The organism is Salegentibacter mishustinae (genome assembly GCF_002900095.1).
GTDB classification, from domain to species: Bacteria; Bacteroidota; Bacteroidia; order Flavobacteriales; family Flavobacteriaceae; genus Salegentibacter; species Salegentibacter mishustinae.
This window is the reverse complement of the sequence record NZ_LLKN01000002.1, coordinates 352,404-373,147: the sequence shown is the minus strand read 5'-3', so window position 1 is coordinate 373,147 and position 20,744 is coordinate 352,404. Positions and strand designations below refer to the sequence as shown.

General features: G+C 34.9%; 21 protein-coding genes and 1 pseudogene. 7 read left to right on the top strand and 15 right to left on the bottom strand.

Features of this window, described 5'->3' with window-relative positions:
• The first annotated feature begins 18 nt into the window (after positions 1 to 18).
• The gene (locus APB85_RS04630) at positions 19 to 1,041 is read left to right on the top strand and encodes a DUF3078 domain-containing protein (protein ID WP_057481043.1); all 1,023 of its coding nucleotides are present in this window, start codon (positions 19 to 21) and stop codon (positions 1,039 to 1,041) included.
• Positions 1,042 to 1,132: 91 nt separating this feature from the next.
• Here APB85_RS04630 and APB85_RS04625 read toward each other — a convergent pair whose 3' ends face one another.
• The 6 genes from APB85_RS04625 to APB85_RS04600 all read right to left on the bottom strand — a co-directional run bounded on the left by APB85_RS04625 (position 1,133) and on the right by APB85_RS04600 (position 6,651).
• Entirely contained in the window at positions 1,133 to 2,479 is a 1,347-nt protein-coding gene (locus APB85_RS04625) for a deoxyguanosinetriphosphate triphosphohydrolase (RefSeq protein WP_057481073.1), read from the bottom strand.
• Between the two features lie 303 nt (positions 2,480 to 2,782).
• Positions 2,783 to 3,709 carry a ribonucleotide-diphosphate reductase subunit beta gene (locus tag APB85_RS04620; RefSeq protein ID WP_057481044.1) on the bottom strand — a complete coding sequence of 309 codons (927 nt, stop codon included), beginning with the start codon at positions 3,707 to 3,709 and terminating at the stop codon, positions 2,783 to 2,785.
• A 234-nt stretch (positions 3,710 to 3,943) separates the two neighbouring features.
• Positions 3,944 to 4,681 carry a hypothetical protein gene (locus APB85_RS04615; protein WP_057481045.1) on the bottom strand — a complete coding sequence of 246 codons (738 nt, stop codon included), beginning with the start codon at positions 4,679 to 4,681 and terminating at the stop codon, positions 3,944 to 3,946.
• A gap of 4 nt (positions 4,682 to 4,685) precedes the next feature.
• The gene (locus APB85_RS04610) at positions 4,686 to 5,039 is read right to left on the bottom strand and encodes a DUF4870 domain-containing protein (RefSeq protein ID WP_057481046.1); all 354 of its coding nucleotides are present in this window, start codon (positions 5,037 to 5,039) and stop codon (positions 4,686 to 4,688) included.
• Between the two features lie 12 nt (positions 5,040 to 5,051).
• On the bottom strand, positions 5,052 to 5,876 hold the full coding sequence (locus tag APB85_RS04605) for a DUF4412 domain-containing protein (protein ID WP_057481047.1): 825 nt from the start codon (positions 5,874 to 5,876) through the stop codon (positions 5,052 to 5,054).
• Between the two features lie 211 nt (positions 5,877 to 6,087).
• The gene (locus APB85_RS04600) at positions 6,088 to 6,651 is read right to left on the bottom strand and encodes a DUF3109 family protein (protein WP_057481048.1); all 564 of its coding nucleotides are present in this window, start codon (positions 6,649 to 6,651) and stop codon (positions 6,088 to 6,090) included.
• A gap of 134 nt (positions 6,652 to 6,785) precedes the next feature.
• On the opposite strand from APB85_RS04600, the gene APB85_RS04595 reads away from it, so the two are divergent.
• Genes APB85_RS04595 through APB85_RS04585 form a run of 3 tightly spaced genes read left to right on the top strand, consistent with a single transcriptional unit; the run spans position 6,786 to position 8,168 of the window.
• Positions 6,786 to 7,367 (top strand): MarC family protein, encoded by a 582-nt coding sequence (locus tag APB85_RS04595; RefSeq protein ID WP_057481049.1) that lies wholly within the window; start codon positions 6,786 to 6,788, stop codon positions 7,365 to 7,367.
• Complete coding sequence (locus APB85_RS04590) at positions 7,364 to 7,561, top strand: hypothetical protein (protein ID WP_057481050.1); 198 nt, start codon at positions 7,364 to 7,366, stop codon at positions 7,559 to 7,561. Before APB85_RS04595 ends, APB85_RS04590 begins: the two co-directional genes overlap by 4 nt.
• A gap of 1 nt (position 7,562) precedes the next feature.
• Positions 7,563 to 8,168 (top strand): FAD-dependent oxidoreductase, encoded by a 606-nt coding sequence (locus tag APB85_RS04585; RefSeq protein WP_057481051.1) that lies wholly within the window; start codon positions 7,563 to 7,565, stop codon positions 8,166 to 8,168.
• 306 nt (positions 8,169 to 8,474) lie between these two features.
• Here APB85_RS04585 and APB85_RS04575 read toward each other — a convergent pair whose 3' ends face one another.
• The 3 genes from APB85_RS04575 to APB85_RS04565 form a co-directional block, all read right to left on the bottom strand.
• Positions 8,475 to 10,064, bottom strand: coding sequence for a S41 family peptidase (locus APB85_RS04575; protein WP_057481053.1), 1,590 nt, complete (start codon positions 10,062 to 10,064; stop codon positions 8,475 to 8,477).
• A complete protein-coding gene (locus APB85_RS04570; protein ID WP_057481054.1) occupies positions 10,061 to 10,492 on the bottom strand; it encodes a deoxycytidylate deaminase in 432 nt (143 codons plus the stop codon). The genes APB85_RS04575 and APB85_RS04570 overlap by 4 nt, the downstream gene beginning before the upstream one ends.
• A 162-nt stretch (positions 10,493 to 10,654) precedes the next feature.
• Positions 10,655 to 11,245, bottom strand: a complete 591-nt coding sequence (locus tag APB85_RS04565; protein ID WP_057481055.1) for a HupE/UreJ family protein — start codon at positions 11,243 to 11,245, stop codon at positions 10,655 to 10,657.
• 393 nt (positions 11,246 to 11,638) lie between these two features.
• Here APB85_RS04565 and APB85_RS04560 point away from each other — a divergent pair, with 393 nt between their 5' ends.
• On the top strand, positions 11,639 to 12,205 hold the full coding sequence (locus APB85_RS04560) for a PAS domain-containing protein (RefSeq protein ID WP_057481074.1): 567 nt from the start codon (positions 11,639 to 11,641) through the stop codon (positions 12,203 to 12,205).
• Positions 12,206 to 12,334: 129 nt separating this feature from the next.
• Here APB85_RS04560 and APB85_RS04555 read toward each other — a convergent pair whose 3' ends face one another.
• The 5 genes from APB85_RS04555 to APB85_RS04535 form a co-directional block, all read right to left on the bottom strand.
• Complete coding sequence (locus APB85_RS04555; RefSeq protein WP_057481056.1) at positions 12,335 to 13,636, bottom strand: hypothetical protein; 1,302 nt, start codon at positions 13,634 to 13,636, stop codon at positions 12,335 to 12,337.
• Positions 13,637 to 14,101: 465 nt separating this feature from the next.
• Entirely contained in the window at positions 14,102 to 14,542 is a 441-nt protein-coding gene (locus tag APB85_RS04550) for a UPF0158 family protein (protein ID WP_057481057.1), read from the bottom strand.
• Between the two features lie 262 nt (positions 14,543 to 14,804).
• Entirely contained in the window at positions 14,805 to 15,440 is a 636-nt protein-coding gene (locus APB85_RS04545) for a DUF2306 domain-containing protein (RefSeq protein ID WP_057481058.1), read from the bottom strand.
• A gap of 211 nt (positions 15,441 to 15,651) precedes the next feature.
• A complete protein-coding gene (locus tag APB85_RS04540; protein ID WP_057481059.1) occupies positions 15,652 to 17,709 on the bottom strand; it encodes an ATP-binding protein in 2,058 nt (685 codons plus the stop codon).
• 146 nt (positions 17,710 to 17,855) lie between these two features.
• Positions 17,856 to 18,500: a class I SAM-dependent DNA methyltransferase gene (locus APB85_RS04535; protein WP_057481060.1), complete on the bottom strand. Its 645-nt coding sequence runs from the start codon at positions 18,498 to 18,500 to the stop codon at positions 17,856 to 17,858.
• A 239-nt stretch (positions 18,501 to 18,739) separates the two neighbouring features.
• Here APB85_RS04535 and APB85_RS17575 point away from each other — a divergent pair, with 239 nt between their 5' ends.
• Positions 18,740 to 18,868 carry a hypothetical protein gene (locus tag APB85_RS17575; protein ID WP_262506233.1) on the top strand — a complete coding sequence of 43 codons (129 nt, stop codon included), beginning with the start codon at positions 18,740 to 18,742 and terminating at the stop codon, positions 18,866 to 18,868.
• 27 nt (positions 18,869 to 18,895) lie between these two features.
• Positions 18,896 to 19,726: pseudogene (locus APB85_RS04530) on the top strand (IS110 family transposase); the annotation flags it as partial.
• A gap of 169 nt (positions 19,727 to 19,895) precedes the next feature.
• Here APB85_RS04530 and APB85_RS04525 read toward each other — a convergent pair.
• Positions 19,896 to 20,552, bottom strand: coding sequence for a hypothetical protein (locus tag APB85_RS04525; protein ID WP_103294416.1), 657 nt, complete (start codon positions 20,550 to 20,552; stop codon positions 19,896 to 19,898).
• Positions 20,553 to 20,744 lie beyond the last annotated feature (192 nt).

The window sequence follows — 20,744 nt, the reverse complement described above, 5'->3', positions numbered from 1 at the left end:
AAAAATCTTAATTAACTAATGAAAATCAAAGCCTTATGTCTTTTAGCTTGCTTAATTCACTTAAATTTAACCGCAAAAAATTCAATTTCAGATTACTATCCTGACAATTATAGCGATACAATAAAACCTTCAGATTCTCTTAAAGTAGTACCGCCTGAAACCCAGGTAGACTCTGTTGTGGTTACTTTTTGGACAGAGAAAAACGAAGTTGGAGTGAACCTTAGTGAGGTAGCTTTTGTTAACTGGAATGCCGGGGGAAATAATTCAATTTCGGCATTAGTTTATGGTAACCTGGAAAGAAATTATAAAAAGGACGATCTCAATTGGCGGAATAAAGCAATAGTGCGTTACGGGATTAACTCCCAGGAAGGCCAGGAACTTAGAAAAACTGAAGATGAATTGCGTTTCAATTCTTCTTTCGGGTATAGAAAAGATTCGATCTCCAATTGGTTTTACTCCGCAAAATTTAACTTTAACACCCAATTTACTAACGGGTACAAATATCCTGATGCCGATAGTCCCATCTCTAAATTTATGGCTCCCGGCTATCTATTTCTGGGTATTGGTAGTGAATATTCAGATCCTGTAGAAGATCTTAAAGTATATATTTCTCCTGTTACCCAAAAATCAACTTTTGTTTTAGACCAAAGGTTGGCCAATGAAGGAATGTTTGGTGTTACCGGTGCAGTTCGGGATACGCTTGGCAATATTGTGGAAGAAGGAGAAAAAGTGAGAACAGAATTTGGATTCCTGGTCACCAGCGATTTCTCAAAAGAAGTTTTTGAAAATGTTGAGCTGGATAACCAGTTGAGTCTGTATTCAGATTACCTGAACAAATTTGGAAATATCGATGTGGAATGGCAGCTAAATGTGAACTTAAAAGTAAACGACTTTATAAAAGCCAATGTTGGTTCTCACTTGCGATACGACGACGATGTAAAGTTTAAAGAAGATACTAATGGGGACGGGGAATTGGAAACAACCGGGCCCAGGGTTCAGTTTAAACAAATGCTTGGCGTGGGCCTCGTCTACGAATTTTAAAGATGCCGGCTGCCTAAGCCGGCATTCTCTTATCAAGATATTAAAATTTATGTGAAGTGCCTCAAAGACATTCTTTTCAAGGGAAAGTTTCTTATAATTTAATCCCTTTATATTTTTCAAAAGAAGCTACGGTAAAACCATCGGTTAATGAAGCGGTATGGGAACAGATTTCCAATAAACGCTTATAAACACCAGACTTTTCCTGAAGCCCCGCCAGGTTTGGAACCGATTTTAATACTAATTGATTAAAATTAGAGTCGTACTGATCCTCTTCTGGAAGTAAAGCTTCAGTATAAGTATCTAATAGGTGTGAAAGCATCTTATAACCTGCAATTTCTTTGCTAATCACTTCCTCGCTCTGGTAGATCTTCTCAATACTAATTTTAATAATATCGTCTATTTGGGCTTCATACTTGCTTTTATCTAATAAGCCGTGGTGAAAATTACCTGCCAGAATTGAATCTTCGTTTTCCAGGAAGGTCTCTACCGCCTCGGTGATTAAAGTGTTTATTGCTAAAGCTCTTAGGTAGCTCAATCTATCGGCCGTATTGGTAAGGCTATTATATTTACTGGTGTTTATATTGTCTTTAACCAATTTTATAAGATACTCCAGCGCATAATCTTCATCTATTAGCCCAAGGTTTATTCCGTCCTCAAAGTCAATTATAGTATAACAAATATCATCTGCAGCTTCTACTAAAAATGCTAACGGGTGTCGGTAATAACTTATATCTCCATTTTTACCGGTTTTTAGAAGGCCAAGTTCTGTAGCTACCTCTTCAAAGATTTCCTTTTCGGTTTGGAAAAACCCGAATTTTTTATCGGCGATATTAGTTGTGGGTTTATGCGGAAGTGATTCCTTTGGATACTTAATAAAAGCACCCAGGGTAGCGTAAGAAAGCCGAAGTCCACCAGAAATTCCGGGTTTATTCTGGGTTAGAATTTTAAAACCATTGGCATTCCCTTCAAATTTCACAAGATCCTGGTACTCTTTTGCCGAAAGTTCGTCTTTAAAACGTTTTCCGTTTCCATGGCTAAAATATTCTCCAATCGCCTTTTCTCCCGAATGCCCAAAAGGAGGATTCCCAATATCGTGTGCAAGTGCAGCAGCAGCTACAATAGCACCAAAATCATTCATTTTATAAGCGTGGGTTTTTTCCAGTTGTGGATGCTTTTCCAGGATTTTCTGCCCTGCAAGCCTGCCTAAAGATCTGCCTACTACAGAAACTTCCAGGCTATGTGTTAACCGGGTATGTACAAAATCGGTTTTTGAAAGTGGGATCACCTGTGTTTTGTCCTGTAAACTTCTAAAAGCTGAAGAGAAAATAATACGATCGTAATCTACTTCAAAACCCAAACGGGTTTCGTTTTGTTCTTTTCTCAGCCTTTTATTTGTGTCTCCAAAACGTTTTAAAGAAAGGAGCTGCTCCCAATTCATCATAATTTTATCCAATTTAGTGCCGAAGTATAATTAGCACTTCAAAAATAGAAAAAGCCTTAAGAATATAAGCTAAATGATGCTTTTTTGCTGAAAGTAAACTTTTCTAAAGAAGGAATAGAAAAAAGGTATTTAAGCTGATTGCTAATAAAAACTGAAACTGCGCTACATTGGGGAATATAGCGCTCGTTTCAGTTTTACTCGATAATCGAGATTCATTACTCTGTTTAGAAGCATCGGGAAGTCCCAGGTGAAAAATATTATTTCTAAGAATGCATCCTGAACTTGCTCATAAGTAGTTTACTAATCAGTTTTCTTACTGATCTTATTAGAGGTATTGTTTGTATTTTTAGAAAGTTTTTGTGCTCTTTGCTCCAGGAGTGTTTCCTTATTCAAGCTTTCTTCTTCTATGCTTCGATTCATCATTAGATCTGTGAACAGCCTGTTACTTTCATAATCCAGGTATTCGTTTAAAGCTTTCGCAGTTAAGCCAATTAATTCTAAAGGCAGGAAATTAAAAATAACCTCTTTTTCAATAGCCACGGCTTCACCAATAATTTGCTGAACTTTTTTATCTGAAATATCTTCTAATAAGTGATCTCTAAATAAATGCGTGACAAAATCGCGGTGTAGCGCTTTATCGCGATAAATCATTTCGTAGGTATAGCTTAATCCGGGCAGTAACCCGCAGTTTTTAACCCAGAAAATAGTTGCAAAACTAGAATAAGAAAAAATACTTTTTGCAGTTGCAACAGCAACTAATTTTTTGGCGAAAGAGGCGCTATTGGTCCATTTTTTAATCCATTCTTCTCTTGCTGCAGTGGCAGGGAAAGCTTCGATTTCCTTAAATATTTGTTCTTGTTCTGTGGAATTTAAAAAGGAGTTTAAAAAAATACCATAAGTTTCTGTATGGGTATTTTCCATAACCGATTGTAAGTCGAAAAAAGACTTCGCCTCAGGAAGCTTGATGTTTTTGCCAAGTTGCCTGGTGCTTTTTCCATTCAAATTATGTTCTGAATGTAAAATTAACCCAATTACCTTGTGTAGGAACAATCGTTTTTCTTCATTTAGGTCCTTCCAATTCTCTAGATCTTTATTGATATTTACGTCTGCGGAAGTCCAAAAATTAGCTTCAATGGCTTTATAAGCATCCCAAATATCGTTGTGTTTAACAGGAAATATTACAAATCTATCCTTGTTATCCCGAAGCCTGGGTTCCTGTCTATTCATAAAAAACGATATTATTGATATTTAAGTAAAAAATCCCTAACAAATATCAAAAAATATTATTGTTTATTTAATATCATAGGAATAAATTTCAACAAAGTTTTCAACATAAAATACTTGAAACTAGTGCATTGAACCTATTTTTTTGCCGTTCATCGATATTCTGGAATTGCGGATGTTGAAAATATCAAACTAAGTCTTTAGACGCATTTCAAAATAGCACCAGTAAGGGAAATATTATTGCTCTTGTAAGAAATACCAGTTTATATCTGAAGGGATATTTTCTATACTTTGAATTTTTGTTGTCTTTGGTTGTACTTTCCCATCCGCTCCTTCAAAAACCTCGGTAATTTGATATTCTATAAGATTCCATCCTTCTTTCAAATCTAATGAATAATCCCTGGTAGCCTCAAAACTTTCATCCTGGATTTGGGTAAAGTTTGTGGTGCTGCAAGTGCCTTCTACCTTAGCGGGTTCGTCTAAATAAGTCCATTCTAAATACTTGCCGGTTTCGCAATTTAAATCGCCATAAGAAAAGAAGTAATTGGCCACCTGCTGGTTAAAGGCAGCCATGAGCTCTCCTAAAACTTCTTTCTTATCCCTATACACAACAAGCAGTTTTGGCAGACTGCTTAAATTGGCTTCTTCATTTGTGTAAGTAAGATCATCTGAAAAACAGTTAAAGGTGCCTGAAACGTTCTTAAGTGAAGCCTTCCAGCCTTTTGGTGCCTTTTCCTGTTCCTTCTCCATTTGATCTTTCATTTTTTGAAGAAAATTAGTCTCAAGTTTAATTTCTATGATACCATCTTCATCAATACTACCAAATTTTTGGGCTTCTCCTGTAATAAAATCAATAATTCCCAAATCTACTGTTCCGTGTTCCCAATTATCTAAACGGGCTTCGATTAGATCTTGAGATTGGACATTAAAACCGAAAAGCAAACAAACGATTAAGATTATCTTAGTTGGTTTCATTGCTTTAAATATTTGCGAACCATTTTTCAAACTGATGCCCAAGGATTGGAACCGATTTCGTTTTATGGTTGATGGCATTAATTAATCCCATAATCCATAAATACAATAGGAAGATTGATCCAAGGAAGCTTAAGATCCAACCTAAAATAGGAATCATGCCTATAATAAAAAGACCCAGGCTAATTATTACTAATCCAAGAGATTGTTTTATGTGAAAGGCTGCAAATTCATCTTTTTTCTCATTGTTTAATACAAAAGCCACTACCAGGCCAATTACGGTTAAGTAAGCAATAATGGCTATAGTTTTAGGATCGAACGTGCTTTTAGCCTCGTTGCTATGTGTGTTTGAATCTTCCATGATCTTTACTTATTACTTAGATGCACCCAAAGAAGCATAGTTATCTTTATTTATTGAGAAAGATTTTTTCTCCAGGCTGGTACAGCGCATATTCGCATTGCGGTTAGCATTCTTTTTGTCTACCATTTGCATTTCCATCATCAGGGCATCTCCTTCTTCCAGCCAGTTGGCATTCCAGCCTTTTGGAATGTTACTTTTTTCGGCACTATACATATTAGCAAAACTAATTGGTGCCTCCTGGGTAAGATAGAAAGTGAACTTATGTTCTTCGGTTTCGGCTTCGTAACCCTGGCATTCATAACCCAGAATAGTTTTGGTGCCAATCTTCTTTAATTCTGTGTCCTTATAAGGATTGGTTTCCTCTTCGCTACTCATAAGATCATCTATCTTACTGGCAGTTATAAAGTTATTTTCTCCAGAAGAGAAATACATTATACTAAGCTTATTATTCATATCGAGAACCATAAACATACCTTCGGCTTGAGGCATTCGCATCCCGAAATAAGGAGCGTCTTCTTTTAGAAGGTATGTCATATCTATATTCCCGTCTTTGGTTTCCATATTTAACTGGTATTCCCAATTAAAATCATAAGACTGTGGGACTTCGCTAATATCTACTCTATTAGCACCCATAGGAATCGGGCTGTTTTTTAGCTTGGTATCCCACATTTTATTGAGGGATTTATCAGCTTCACGAGCAGCTTTGTTTGAAATATTTTCGGTTACCGCGTGTTCAACCTTTTTCTCTACTTTTTCTTTTAATTTTTTGAGAAATTGTGCTTCCATAGTGGTAATACAGAATAGAAGCGAGAATCCCAACAAGATTAGCTTTTTCATAATTTCGAATTTTAGATTATAAATAAACTGTAAACCCTAAGATTACAGGTTGGGGCAGAATTAATTAAAAAATGTAGGGGGCGTTTTAGCTACCGGCTTGAGGATTTTCCGGCTTTTTGGAGCAATAAATTGAAATTTTAAGGTACAAAATATTTCAGAATATTAAAAATACTATTCTGAAAATCAATAATATAAAAATTGTCTGGCAGACTTACAGTTCCTTAGCGGCTTCTTCTAATTGATTATACCAATCTTCGCCAAATTTCCTGATAAGTGCATCTTTGGTGAATTTATAAACCGGCACCTGAAGCTCTGCGCCCAGGCTACAAGCATCGTCACAAATTTGCCATTTGTGATAATTTACTGCAGCAAATTCTGAATATTCCTGAATGCGAACTGGGTATAAGTGACAGGAGATGGGTTTTTTAAAATCGATTTCTCCCTGGTTGTAAGCTTCTTCAATTGCGCAAAGCGCGGTACCTTTTTCATCAAAAGTTACGTAAGCGCAATCTGCTCCATCTATAAGTGGAGTTTCGATCTCATCAAGATCGGTAGTGATATAGGTACCTTGTTGCTCTATAGCATCTATTCCTTTTTGGCGTAAATAAGGTTTTACTTTTGGATAGATATCGTCTAGAATTTGCCTTTCTTCTGGCGTTACCGGGGCGCCGGCATCACCGTCTACACAGCACGCACCTTTACAGGCTGAAAGGTTACACACAAAATCTTTGGTTAAGATCTCTTCTGAAACTATGGTTTTTCCTATTTGAAACATGTGGCAAATATAGTTTTATCAGCATTTTTACTGAAAAAAAATTGGCTCAATTTTAATAAAAATTTTACTTGCTAATTGCTTGACACTCTGTTTTTAAAAATTACTTTTGCGCAAAATTTTTTAAAAGTGGAGCTATGTGGGAATTACTTAACGCAAAACAGATTTTTACTGCCGGAATGATTCTTTTCGCGGTAATTGATATTATTGGAAATATCCCAATTATTATAGACCTGCGTAAAAAGGTTGGGCATATTCAAAGTGAAAAGGCTTCGGTAGTCGCCGGGATTATTATGATTGTTTTTCTATTTGTAGGAAAGGAGATCTTAAATCTTATTGGGATAGATGTAAATTCGTTCGCGGTAGCCGGTGCATTTATCTTGTTTTTCCTGGCTTTAGAAATGATTTTAGGAATTACATTATACAAAGACGATGAGCCCGAAACTGCTTCTATTGTTCCGCTTGCGTTCCCATTAATTGCCGGTGCTGGTACACTTACTACGCTAGTATCGCTACAGGCAGAATATGAAGCAATAAATATTATTGTAGCTATACTAATCAATATTATCTTTGTGTATATGGTATTAAAATCTTCCAATAAAATTGAGAAGGTTTTAGGAAGCCAGGGCATTAGCGTTATTAGGAAAGTATTTGGTGTAATTTTGCTTGCTATTGCCGTGAAATTATTTGCTACTAATATTCAGAGTTTATTTACATGAAGTTATTTATTTATACCGTAATTTTTTTAGCCTTAGTTATTATTGGCTACAGTACAACCGTTTTGAATTTTGATGCGCTTTTAAAAGGCGATAGCGGTACTGCTGTGATTGTAATAGTTGGAGGTCTTTGTCTTATAATACTTATGGGAATTTTATTAACCTCAAGAAGTATAGCCGAAAAGCATAATTCTTAAAATGAAATTCAACGTTCTCATTATAGGAGGTGGTGCTGCCGGAATGTCTTGCGCGCTTATTTTGGGTTCTGCTATTCAGAAAAACGTAGTTTCTAATAAGAAGGTAGGGATTATTATGCATCAAAAAGCTTCCCACCTAAGCTCGGCGCTTCTTAATAATGCGTTGGGTGTGGTGCCGGGCACTACGGGTAAGCAGATTTTGGAAGAAGGTGTGTTGCATTTAGAAGAACAATATCCTGAGATCGAGCAAATAGGTAAAGAGAAAGTTAAGGAGATTATTCAGTTAGACGAAGGTTTCAGAGTAGTTACCAATAAAAATAGCTACGAAACTGAAATTGTAGTAATAGCCACCGGTTATAACAGTCCTTTTAGAATAGAAGGCTTAGAAAACGAAGTGATTCCGCATCAAAAAGCGAAAGTTTCTAAAGAGCGTATTCAGCTGAAAAACAAAGATCATTTGGTGAAGCCGGGTATTTATGTTGCCGGTAGTCTTGCCGGTTGGAGAAGCCAATTCGCTATTGCCTGCGGAAGTGGCGCTAGTGTGGCTACAGATATCTTGAGTTTATGGACCGGGGAACACACTAAAGTACATGATAAATTACTATAGCATATAGTAACCCGTTACCATTAAGGGCACAGAGAAAACCATTAAAATTAGGCAGGTGCGATGTAATCTTCGGTAAAGAAGGGCTAGTTTTAATTTATTCCTAAAATCTTTATCCTCAGTAATCTTAATCTGACTTTTAATACAATTCACTGAAACATTAGAGGAAGTAACAAGGATTTCTTTCTGTAAAAAAAGTAGTGCACTATTATCCAATAATCTAAAGCTCACCGCTACAATGAAGAAAAATAGCGGGGAAACAGTAAGAAAAATTATTAAATTTTCATGAAACGCACTCACGGATGCAATTTATTCAATTTTTTTCGATAATTCAAGCACTTTCTCAATAGCCGGGTCATTTTCATTTATCAATTTCTCAAAAGCTGTAGTGCCGTATAACTGCTGGGCGATTACTGCTTTTAAATATTGTTTTAAAAGTGTTTTTTGACTATTTAGATTCAGCCTAATATTCGCACTTGCCACAAAACGAACAAAATCCCGCACCATCTCATCTGAAATAACCACTTCACTCTCAAAATTCTCGCGCTTAACATTGTTGTAAAAACTACGATTTTCTTCCAGCACATTAAAGATAAACCTACTCATATAACCGCCGTGTAAGAGGAGTTTAATATTGTTCCTTTCATTATCGCTATCAAGTGGAATAAAGATATCGGGAATAATTCCGCCGCCGCCATAAACTACTTTGCCTTCGGGAGTTTCGTACCTAAGGGAATCATCTACATTTATACTGTCGGCACTGTTGAGTTCGCCATTTTTGTAACGGCGCATATAATCTTTAAAATAGCTTTCGTTTCCGTTATCGTAAGGCTTTTGGATAGAACGGCCTGTAGGGGTATAATAACGGGCAATGGTTAACCTAACTGCACTGCCATCGCCTAATTCCATTTCACGTTGCACAAGGCCCTTACCATAAGATCTTCGGCCTACAATAGTACCGCGATCGTTATCCTGTAATGCACCTGCCACAACTTCACTGGCAGAAGCTGAATTTTCGTTAATCAGCACATAGAGATGGCCATTTTCTAAAAGTCCTTTTCGTTTTGAAAATGTTTCTTCTACTGCGCCACTTTTATTTTTGGTATATAGAATTAGTTTTTCATCCTCCAGGAATTCATCTACAATTTTAATAGCTTCAGAAAGGTAGCCGCCCGGATTGTCCCTAAGGTCTAAAGCAATTTGGTTAGCGCCTTTTGCCTTAAGATCCTTCAATGCTTTCTCAAATTCTTTATATGTAGTTTCAGAAAATCTGTTCACCTTAATATAGCCAACATCTGGCGATAACATATACGCGGCATCTACACTTTTTAGAGGAACTCTACCTCTTCTTACCTTAAAAGTTAGCAGGTCTTTAATGCCCTTTCTTTTTACCTTAAGTGTTACCCGCGAATCTTCTTCTCCTTTAAGGTGTTTGGTTAAAGAATCATTACTAATATTATTGTTGAAAAGAGGTGTGCCATCGGCATAAAGGATCCGGTCGCCGCCGCGAATTCCTATTTCTTCGCTTGGGCCACCTTCCAGGGCCTGGATCACCACAACAGTATCATTTACATTATAAAAGCTAACCCCAATTCCTACAAAATCACCCTGCATATTCTCTACTACTCCTGCGTATTCTTCCTTAGGAATGTATACCGAATGCGGATCGAGATTTTCGAGGATTCTGTTTACTGTGAGATCTACTATACTATCGGTATTCACATCGTCTACATATTCATAATCTATGTAGTCTATAAGTCGGTTGAGTTTTTGTTTTTTTGGGTTGGAAGAAAATAGGGTGTCAGAAGAGGAAAAATCTAATTTTCCGCCAAGCAATACGCCGGCGGCGCAAGCTGTTGCGAGAAGAATTGGAATTAATATTTTTTGCCTGGTATTCAATCTTCTAAATCCTTTATCATTTCAAGTTCTACTCCGGCCTTTTCAAGAAATTCGAGTCCCGAATTATCTTTGTAATCAATATGATAAACAAGCCTGGTTATTCCTGCCTGGTGAATTAATTTACTGCATTCCTTACAGGGAGACATTGTGATATATAGCGTGGCGCCATTACAGGATTGGGTAGAGCCTGCAACTTTTAAAATAGCATTGGCTTCAGCGTGTAGCACATACCATTTAGTGTAGCCTTCGTCATCTTCACAATAATTTTCAAAACCTGTAGGGGTGCCGTTAAAACCATCAGAAATTATCATTCTATCTTTCACAATAACTGCGCCAACCTGCTTCCTTTTACATTGTGATAATTTACTCCATTCACGAGCAATTCTCAAATAAGCTTTATCGTATTTTAATTGTTTTTTCTTATCCATGAGCGCTATTTTCCGGCTTTGCAGATGTGATTTTTTACTTGATAATCAAGATTAAATACTCCATCTCGAAGCATCGGGATGCCTCGAAATCAGATGATATTTTATTTTCCAATAACAATGCTTCGTGAGCTTGCTCAGAAGTTTTTAAATTAATTCCCTAATTTAAAAAATAGCCTGAAAATTTTCCTGAAGAATTGGTAAAATAATACCAATAACTATTGCTGAACTTACTAATATCCAGTCTCTTTTAGAAACCGAAAAGATGTTTTGAGCAATAAAACCAAGAATAATTACAGCAATTACTACAATAACCTGTGCGGTTTCTATTCCCAAAGCAAATTCCAGAAGCGGTAAAAATTTACTTTCGGTATTTGCTGCAACCATCTTAAAATAGGTAGAAAACCCAAGACCGTGTATTAAACCGAAAAATACCGTAGTAAAATACAGCGGATTATGGTTTTTGTTACGTTCTTTCTTGCTGGCGGTTATAATATTATACAAAGCTGTAAGAATTATTGTAACAGGAATTAGCAATTCTACCCAGGCCGAATCTACTTTAACAATTCCATAAACAGAAAGGAATAAAGCCAGGGTATGGCCAATAGTAAATAAAGTCACCAACCAAAGAATTCGTTTCCAGCTGCTAAAAGTGTAGGCGGTAACCAGAACGATTAGAAACAAAATATGGTCGTAAGCCTGCCAGTCCAGAACGTGTTCGAGACCTAATCTAAAGTACAGCCAGAATTGAGACATATAAAAAATTATTAGAAAAACCCGAAAGTACAACTTATTCAGAAAATTGCAAAGGCTTTTAGAGCGCTCCCTTTTGCCCTGCTAAAGAGATATTTTTCAAGGAAATTTCAAGAATAAATTAAGGACTCTCCTGCTTATGTTCAGGCTGAATTTTAAATATGAGTAGATACATTTTGATTCGCAATCATCCATAAAAACCCAATTTTCTTTATGCAACGTCTAACTTTTTTTGTAAAAAATCAAACATTAACGTTGGTTTAATCGATGTTGAACGTGATTTTAGTTAGTTTTGCCTGTTAGGTTAATTTTTAATGCCTTTCTGGGGCTGATTTTGTTTTTAATAAAATTAAGCCATCCGGAATTGTAACCGGTTTATTGCTAAAAGAAAAAATTATGAAGAAGAATTTAATGAACATGCAATCTCTGGATATTTATCTTTCCTCTTTAAGTATGGAAGAGTATCGAGAAATTGAAGATGATATAAGGGTTTCTGAAATCAAACTGATGCCTCTTCGTAGCTGGGATATTTATAACGATTATTATGCAAGGCAATTGGCTTTTCTACGGCAGCAGAATACTATTAATTCCTTCAAGGAATTGGCGAAGAAGTTTAAATGGAAAAACGATATTGATGCTGTATTTAAGGATAAAACCTTTGATGCCTTAGTACTCACTAATAAAGAAGCGAAGATAGAATGGGTGAGTGAAGGTTTCAGCGAAATGACTGGATACAGTAGTAGGTTCGCTGTAAATAAAACTCCGCATTTTTTACAGGGAAAAGAAACCGATAAAGCAGTTTTAGAGCGAATAAGACAAAAACTCTCCCGTGAAGAGCCTTTTACAGAAGTTTTGGTTAACTACAAAAAGGACCAGACCCCTTACAAATGTGAGATTAGTGTGATTCCATTAATCACTGAAAATACTACTCATTATTTAGCGCTGGAGCGACAGGCTGGATAAGAGGTTGTGAGAAAACCTTTACCGAATATTCGCAATAGTTATAGTTTTTACAAACCTTTAAAGTCTGTGCTAAAACAAAAAAGTCACCTTTTTTAAGAGGTGACTTTTTCTACTTGTAACTATGTATTTTTAATTTTCAGAATACATATGTTCAAATGCTGCATACTCCAGTTGAATGATCGAAGACTCTGAATCCTGATATTCCTGGATAACCGCATTAAAGTCGTTATTGTTATTTAAAACAATTCCATTACGATGAGATTTCAGGGTAGAGAAAAACTTTACTTCAAACCATACTTTATCTAATATTTCCTGTTCTTCGGCAGTTAACTGATCTTTTCCATCCAGGATGAAATCCATTTTCTTATGGGCTAATTTTTTTATTTCCTTAGTTGCTTTATCATCTGTGGGCATATTACGTAATGCTCCTATCATAAAGATAATTTTTCCGTAATATACTTCTTCTGCATATTCATTTCCGTATTTCAATTCGAAAAGGGAAGGATCCTGTTCCATTTCTTCAGTAAGGGATCGTCTCTCTTCAGAAGGAGGAAGGAAGCTACTTTTACCCTCTTTATATTTGTGATTTAAAACAAGTACTTCGTCTTCGGTAACAGGATACTGTTCAATAATGGATTGGTACAGTTCTGTATTGACTGCGAATTTAGTAGCAAAGATTGAATGATCGTGAAAAGGGTCGAAAAAGTAACGAAAAGGATTTACCTCTTCGATGGGATCTGCATCGTGCTTCCAGATAGGGCTGGTAGAGAATGATTCATTTAACTGACGATAGTTCCCTTCGGTATTAGAAAAGGGAGTAGCTAACGGAACCTGGTTGTTTGTTAGGATTGTAGCGCCTGTACTTTCGGTGTAAGGATACACTTCTTCCAGAATGGTCTCGCCATCTTTTTTAATCGTAACGGTCCTGGTTCCTGCAGTTTTATCGAAAACAGTAGAGCTTGTCCCGCTATTATCGGCCCTGGTAAAATCTACGGAAATCAGGTCGCCATTTTCATAACTATAAACTGAAGTGCCTTTCTCGCTGTAAACTTTTTTCTGTGAGGCCAAACCATTCTCATATTCGGTCTCAAACCAAAGATCTCCTTCCCGGGTGTAATACTTGGACCAGAGCGGCTTATTGTCCTCACTCCGGCTCACTTCCATATATAAATAATGCTTATATGTACTGGAATATATTTTGGCCGATTTTAAGTTTCCGTTCTCATAATATTCGAACTCCTCATCAGGATATCCTTGGAAGTCCTCATGTTTTGCCTCTTTGATCCAGCCATTGGGATAATTGCTGATAACTTGGAAATAATCATTGGACTCTATGGAATAATCGGTTTGTGGAACATTGTCTTCTTTTTGGCAGGAAGACAGTAAAACTGTGGCTACAAAAATTAGCGACAGGATGATTTTATTGGGCATCAGATTGCTATTTTAGATTGATAAAAATAAATATTATCTGTTGGTATGATTTTTTTGTATTTGTTACAGTAATTTTTTCAATTGCTTCAAATTTACGGATCTGATGGTCCAGGCCATTGATGATTTTTAATTTAGAAAATTACATTCAGCAAAGGGGAGCGTGAGGGAGGTAAAAAGTTTCATTTTTCGGGAAACTTTTTAATAAAAAAATCCCTGAAAATCTTTTGATTTCCAGGGATTTAAGTGCTCGAGGCGGGAGTGCTTAGAATCTCTTGTAGCCTGGAATTATAATGGGTTTAGAATAGATTGTTTTAGAGTGTCTCCTAATTTGACACCTTTAACTTAATATTAACAAATGATCTTATTCTTAAACTATGAAAAAACCTCTTTGAAGAGTTGAAAGCATTAAAAGGTTTGAGTTTAGAGAGAAGCAAACTATTTATTGAAATGTTAGTTAAATCCTATTTATATGCCGGTGTTATTACGTTCTATATTTTTTATAACTATTTTTTCAATCTCCTTTTGTTTAAACTGGAACCATTTTTCTCGATAATCCGAATTGTCAATTAAATTTTTGAAATTTTGAAAAGGTTTCCTCCTATTCAAAGCTCGCTCTAAATCTCTCTCGAATTTATCATCCTCGACCTGATTTTTGAAATCCTCCATTATTTTAAATGATTCAAAACTTTCTAGAACTTCAAATTTTATCAAATCTTTTTTCTGTGATTCTATTTTTTTAAAATCTTCCCTAAACATTTCTTTATAATAATCTTCACCAGCTGTCGCCATTAAGTCTGCATTAGGAAGACAGATTAATTCGTTAGTTTTTTGATTAAAATAGCACTCATTTCCACAATCGAGTTCTTGTGCTATTTCTTTTATAATATTTAGACCAGGTTTAATCATAAAATCATTCAAATTTATGTTGAATGAATTGCAATTTCGCTTTTATTTTCAAAGAATCAACCTTGTATATCTCCTTTATAGTAGCCCATATTTTTCTAAAACGCTTGCATTTAATGATTATCGCCAGTTAGCAGAGTAAGGGACGCGGAGTATCAGTTTAGTATTGATTTGTTGGTCAAGTTAATTATTTTCTTACTAACGGTACCGGATATTGGCGGTAAACCGTTGTTAAAAAATGTGGCGAATATAAACTCATATGTTCTTAGACATTTTGAATATTAAGTTTTTTTCTTTCTCGTAGAATGATAAAGTAAGCTGCAAATAAATTAGGAACCCAACTTAACCAACCTACGATAAGATAAGCAGAAATGAATTCTCCAGTTATTAATATTAAAATTGGAAGCCAAATTCTTAATGTAACAGCGGAAAAACAAACTGCGTAACTGTAAATCATAAATTCTTTGTGTAATTGAATTTTACGATTTTTAATTGAACGATATGCTAAAAAAGTTGTTGTTAACCAGATAATTGCGCTTAAGGAAAATCCTATCACATTTGATACTCCACCAGTAGCAAATTGTGCTATATAAAATCCACATAGTCCGCTTATTAAAACAGCTATTATATATAACTTTCCAATGTTTCTATGAAGTGATACCTTATTTCGACGAATTCTAGAACTAAATTGAGTCCAACCAATTAATAAAGCTAATCCTCCTAAAATTATATGACCGTAAAAAGCATAATTCCAAGTGATATCATTTAGCAATTCTTGATCTTTAGAAGATAGTAAACCGAAATGTCTATCAATAATAAAGTATATAATGGGATAAAGCCCAACTATTATACTCAGTGCACTGAATAAAAACCATTTTGATTTATAGATTAATTTATTCAATTTTCAATTTAATTTCTTTTTGAAGTTAATATTTTTTTGCCAAATATTAAGAAATTTTGGGGAGCCATTGTTTATAATGGTTTCGCTATCGCCAGTTGGCGGAGTTAGGGACACGAATTTGTCGGCTTGGTATTGGTTTGTTGGTCAAGTTAATTATTTTCTTACTAACGCTGCCGCTTATTGGCGATGAACCGTTGTTGTGGCCAGTACTTTAACTAAGCTTTAAACTGTCAAATAGAATCTTATTTCGTTTTCTAGCATCTTTAAGAATCTTTTGGAAAGGTAAAACTTCAATATAGGCAGTGGAGTTGGTTGTTTGATAGAATCTAAAGTATCCTAAACCATCTGGAGTAGGAATAAAACTTTCATATTCCATAATTTCTTCTAAGGAAGGAGTTTTATCAGCGACAATATAGCAATAGAACGGAGTATTTCTATTAGCTTCAACTCTTTTTCCTTTGATCTTCTCCTTACCAGAAACGATTTCTTGAATGTAGGTTCTAACTTGTTTTACAGGATCTTTTTTGCGATCTCCTTGTTTATAATCATCTCTTTCTGGTCTTTTGAATTCTACAATAGTAAATGACTCAAATGGATATTTGTTTTCAGAAAAAAGAGTAGCATTTTCAAAAACTTCCCCTTGTTTTACTATTAAATCCATTCTTTTGGCAGAATCAGAATTTAGGTCTTCTACTTGTTTGAATAATTTGTCAGAAGCGAGTAGAGAATTAAAAGTTAGCCTTTCATCAAGTAACCAGAGATTTTGTTTTTCTGCACTTACAGTGTCACTTGTTTCTTTAATTGGGAAAAACAAACTATGAACAATATCCTCATTAGCAAATTTATCTTCATGGTTTAGTTCAATTAATCTTTCAAGTAAATCTATTACCGATCTTCTATGTACAATATATCTTGCAAGATCAGATTGTCCAATTTCATTGAATTCAGTTAGAAATTTATCATATAACTTTTTATAATCATCTAATTGGGTAATATCTTTTTCTTTGCTTATTAAATCTATTCCCTCTTTTTTCACCTCCATTTTCCATTCGCTCTCAATTTCGTAAAGTTTTAAGTCTAATTCATGTTTACTTAACCCTAAAGGTAATTTCTTTACTTTCTCCATGTTATAATTTATAACGCTGGAATAGTTAGGAAACTCTTCTTTTATTATTGGGAAATAGCCATCAAGTTTATCTTTTCTTACTTTTTGTAAAAATTCACTTAGTAAATTTTCTATACTTTGGATGGTAGACTTTCTAATTTTGGAAAGAGTTATTTCTTCAAAGTCCAATTCTTCGTCATCTTCATCGGTGGAAAAATTGAAACTTGTTCTTGCCTCATTTACATTTTTATTTAAATAATCACCTACTACGAAAACTTGAAAATAAAACCCTTCTTCATATTCTTCATTTCGAATCCGATATTTTAAATCTTCCAAATGTTTAGACAATCCTTCATCTTTAACATTTCTCTCATGAGCACAATAATGTATTTTATGACTTTGAGCCTTATGAGATTTTGATATAAATATCTTGAAAGTTTGATTTGAGATTTCGAATGAGTCTTGGAGAATTTCTTTTTCAAATTCTCTATTAAAAAGCTTAGTCAGATTGATTTCCGTTTCGTCCTGGTTTTTAATAATAATAGTTGGCTCGAAACCTTGAATAAAATAAAGTTGAAAATGTGTTACAATCTGGCGGGCAATCTCCATTAAACTTTTTGGAACAAACTTTTCGTATTTCCTATCGTAACTAGAAAGCAAAGCTTGAGTTCCTAAATTGCTATGTTCAGCTAATTCATCCTTGTAATCATCAAATCCATTCTTTGACTTCTTATAATTGAAAGTTCTTGTTTTATAATGACCATTTTGCTTATAAGTGCTTTCGATAACAAGTTTACTAAAGGCCTTTAAGCAAATTAGCCTTCCAACACCTTTTCCTCCAATTTCTGCTTTTTTCTCAGAATCAAATTCCGCAAATGATTTCAAATTTGCATCATTTAGTCCAATTCCATTATCTGTAATTTCAAAAGAGTTTATAGGATATTCTTCTATGTCACTAATTTGTTTTAAAGTTTCTTCATCCCCATTTCTAATTGATTTAATGATTATTTCACCATTAAAATCATCCCCAATTTCATTCTTCCTTTCCTGAATTGCATGAATAGAATTACTAATAACTTCGAATAGTGGATAGAGAGCTTTTGTTTTTGGCAAATACAATTTATTCACTCTATTTCGAAGGTTGGTGGAACTATGTGGAATCATGTTTTATATTTTAATTTTTCTTAAGTATTGGCCACGGTCTCGTATAACGACAAGTGGCGCGGAATTATGGAAGCGGATTTGTCGGCCCAACGTTTTTGTTTATTATGGAAACTAATTTAGTTTTTTTACGAAACCCGCCATTTGCGTTATACGTTGTTGCCCACAGTACTTTTTCTAAATACTATTCCAATTAGTCGTGGAATTCCAATTTGATTTTCTTCGTCAAACCATTCTTTCAATTCCACCAATTCAAATCCGTTTTCGCTCGCTACGTTTAAATATTCAGAAATATGATGAACATAAGTTTCTAATTCTTGTGTTCCGTTTTCGGTTTCAAATTTTGCTTTACTGCCAGAATATTGTTTAAAAGGATGAAGTTCACTTATAAAAAAAGCTCCTCCGTTTTTAAGTTTTTTATTCGCCTGGTAAAAAATAAAATCCAAATCTTCAATATGTTCAAGAACTAAATTACAGGTTATTAAATCTGCAGAGTCATTATCAATTTTCCATTCAGTTGTCAAATCTGCTTTCCGAAATTTAACTCGTTTATCATTAATTTTCAGTTTCGCTTTATTCAACATTTCTTGAGAAAAATCTAAACCAATTATCTTCTCAGCTTTTTTTATTAGGAAAATTGTATTCTTTCCTGTTCCGCAACCTAGCTCGATAACGCTTGAGAACTCAAGTTTACTCAATGTTTCAATTGTAGATTTAGTATCTAAATCTCTGGTTTTATTTGAGTTCGTATCGTATTGGTCAGCCCAGATATTATATGCATTTTCTACTTTCATTCTTTATTCGAATTTTGTGTATTGTGGGCAACGGTCTCCTTTACTTCGCTTATTAATAAATATACCTTTGAAATGAAGAAGGAGGAGAACTAAAACGGTCTCTAGATTTCAGGTCCAATATCCGTAAGAGTCCTCCATTCTTCATACGGGTAGCAAGAACCATTTGGAATACCAGGTCTTTTATGGACCCGTTAAAGGAGTTAGTTAATGCGCCCTTCAAACAATAATTTTTTAAAAATATGAAAAATTACCAAGAAGTAATCGGAATTGATGTTTCAAAAAACAAGTTAGATGCCTATAGTCACAATGGTGGTTCCCACCGTGAGTTTAGTAATGACGTAGCGGGTTATAAAGCTTTGCTTAAATAGGCTAAGGTTAAGGGACAAAGAGTATTTTTCTGCTTTGAGAATACCGGCCATTATTCCTTGAAGTTAGCGATGTACTTAGCCTCAAAGAAACAAGTATATGTGCAGGAAATTCCCGTGGTAATCAAACGTTCTTCCGGAGTGATCAGAGAGAAGAATGATGTGATAGACGCGATAATGATCGCTCGGTATGGTTGGCTTCACCGAGAGGAACTTTCTCCAAGTGAGCTGAAAGATAATGAACTATTAGAGGTGGGCAGATTGCTTGCTTTGCGTGATCAGTTGGTACGTAATCGTACGGGATTGAAAAGCACACTGTCAGAGTTAAAGAAATTACTAAGCAGTAGTTCTACCGATACCTGTTGCAAGACACTTGTTAGTTCTATTACTCATCTAACATCTCAAATAAATAAAGTAGAGAAGCAGTTAAAAACACTTATCAAGACTTCTGAAGCATTATCGCAAAATTATAAGTTGATCACTTCCTTAAAGGGTATAGGTTTGGTTGTAGGCGCCCAGTTGCTCTACCATACCAATAATTTTAAACGTTTTGATAGTTGGCGACAATTCTCCAGTTATTGTGGGACGGCTCCCTTTGGCCATAGTTCGGGAAGTAGTATTCATAAAAAACGGAAATGCCACCCAATGGGAGATCGTCAAATGAAGAGCTTGCTTAGTATGGCGGCCTGTACAGCCATTCAATACGATAGTGAATTGAGACATTATTATAAGAAAAAGCGAGAAGAAGGTAAATTAAAAATGATTGCACTAAACAATGTACGCAATAAGCTTTTATCCAGGGTATTTGCGGTGGTTAAAAGGGGAACCCCATATGTGGAACTACACAAATTTGCTGCCTGAGAAATAGTAGAAAAAGCTTGGATTTAACGATCTCGGTTATCGCCAGTTGGCGGAGTAAGGGACGCGGATTTGTCGGCTTAGTATTTTGTTGTTGGTCAAGTTAATTATTTTCTTACTAACGGTGCCGCTTATTGGCGATGAACCGATGTTGTATGCTGTTGTTCTGGATTTATTTTATTCTTTCAAATTCGAAATTTTTTGCAATTACATAATGTTGTTTGAAATTATAGTGATTGGGACAAACATCAGTATTTCCAAAAATTAATAATTTAGAGTTTGGTTTATTATAGAATCCCAGGTCTTTCCCAGTTTGCCTTTTTCCAGATCTATAGTGGATATTATATTTACCACATATTGTTTTAACCGTTTCAAGCAATGAATCAGATATCGCTAAATATTTCTCTTTATCCTTTGTAAAACAATCTTCTAAATTCCAGAATAAATCATCAAGTTTTATCCAATTACCAAACTCTTTTTCCAGAATCATACTAATCTCTCCATAGAATTCATTCAAATTTAAAGGAGCATCTTTTATGAAAAAGTCGGTTTTGCCTTCTTGGTATTCTAAGAGTAAAGGATGTTTTTCTATAATTTCTATTTTTATATAGGGCAAAAGAATTTTATTATTAAAACCTCGAAAATCGATTGTTTCTTCACATTTTATTTTCCATTCTTCATGCTCAATTGGAACATCATAACTAGCTTGATTAATTGAGAAGGTTAATTCGAAAAGTTTCTTTTTTGCATCAAAATAGGTGGACTCTAAATTAAAATCACAATCGTGATAAAATTTAATACTATTAGATCTTTCTATTAATTCACTCATTTTAGTCAGCGGAATTTTGTGAACAATTGCATACAACGGTCTCGGTTCGTATGTTAGCTTTATCGAGGTAATTTAGCTAAAAATAGGAATTAATAATTAAACCAATGGAAGGGATAATGAGGTTTCGGTAGATACATTTTATTTAATGATATCGTGCGATAGAAATTCCACCCTTCCATTTTTCTCTCAGAA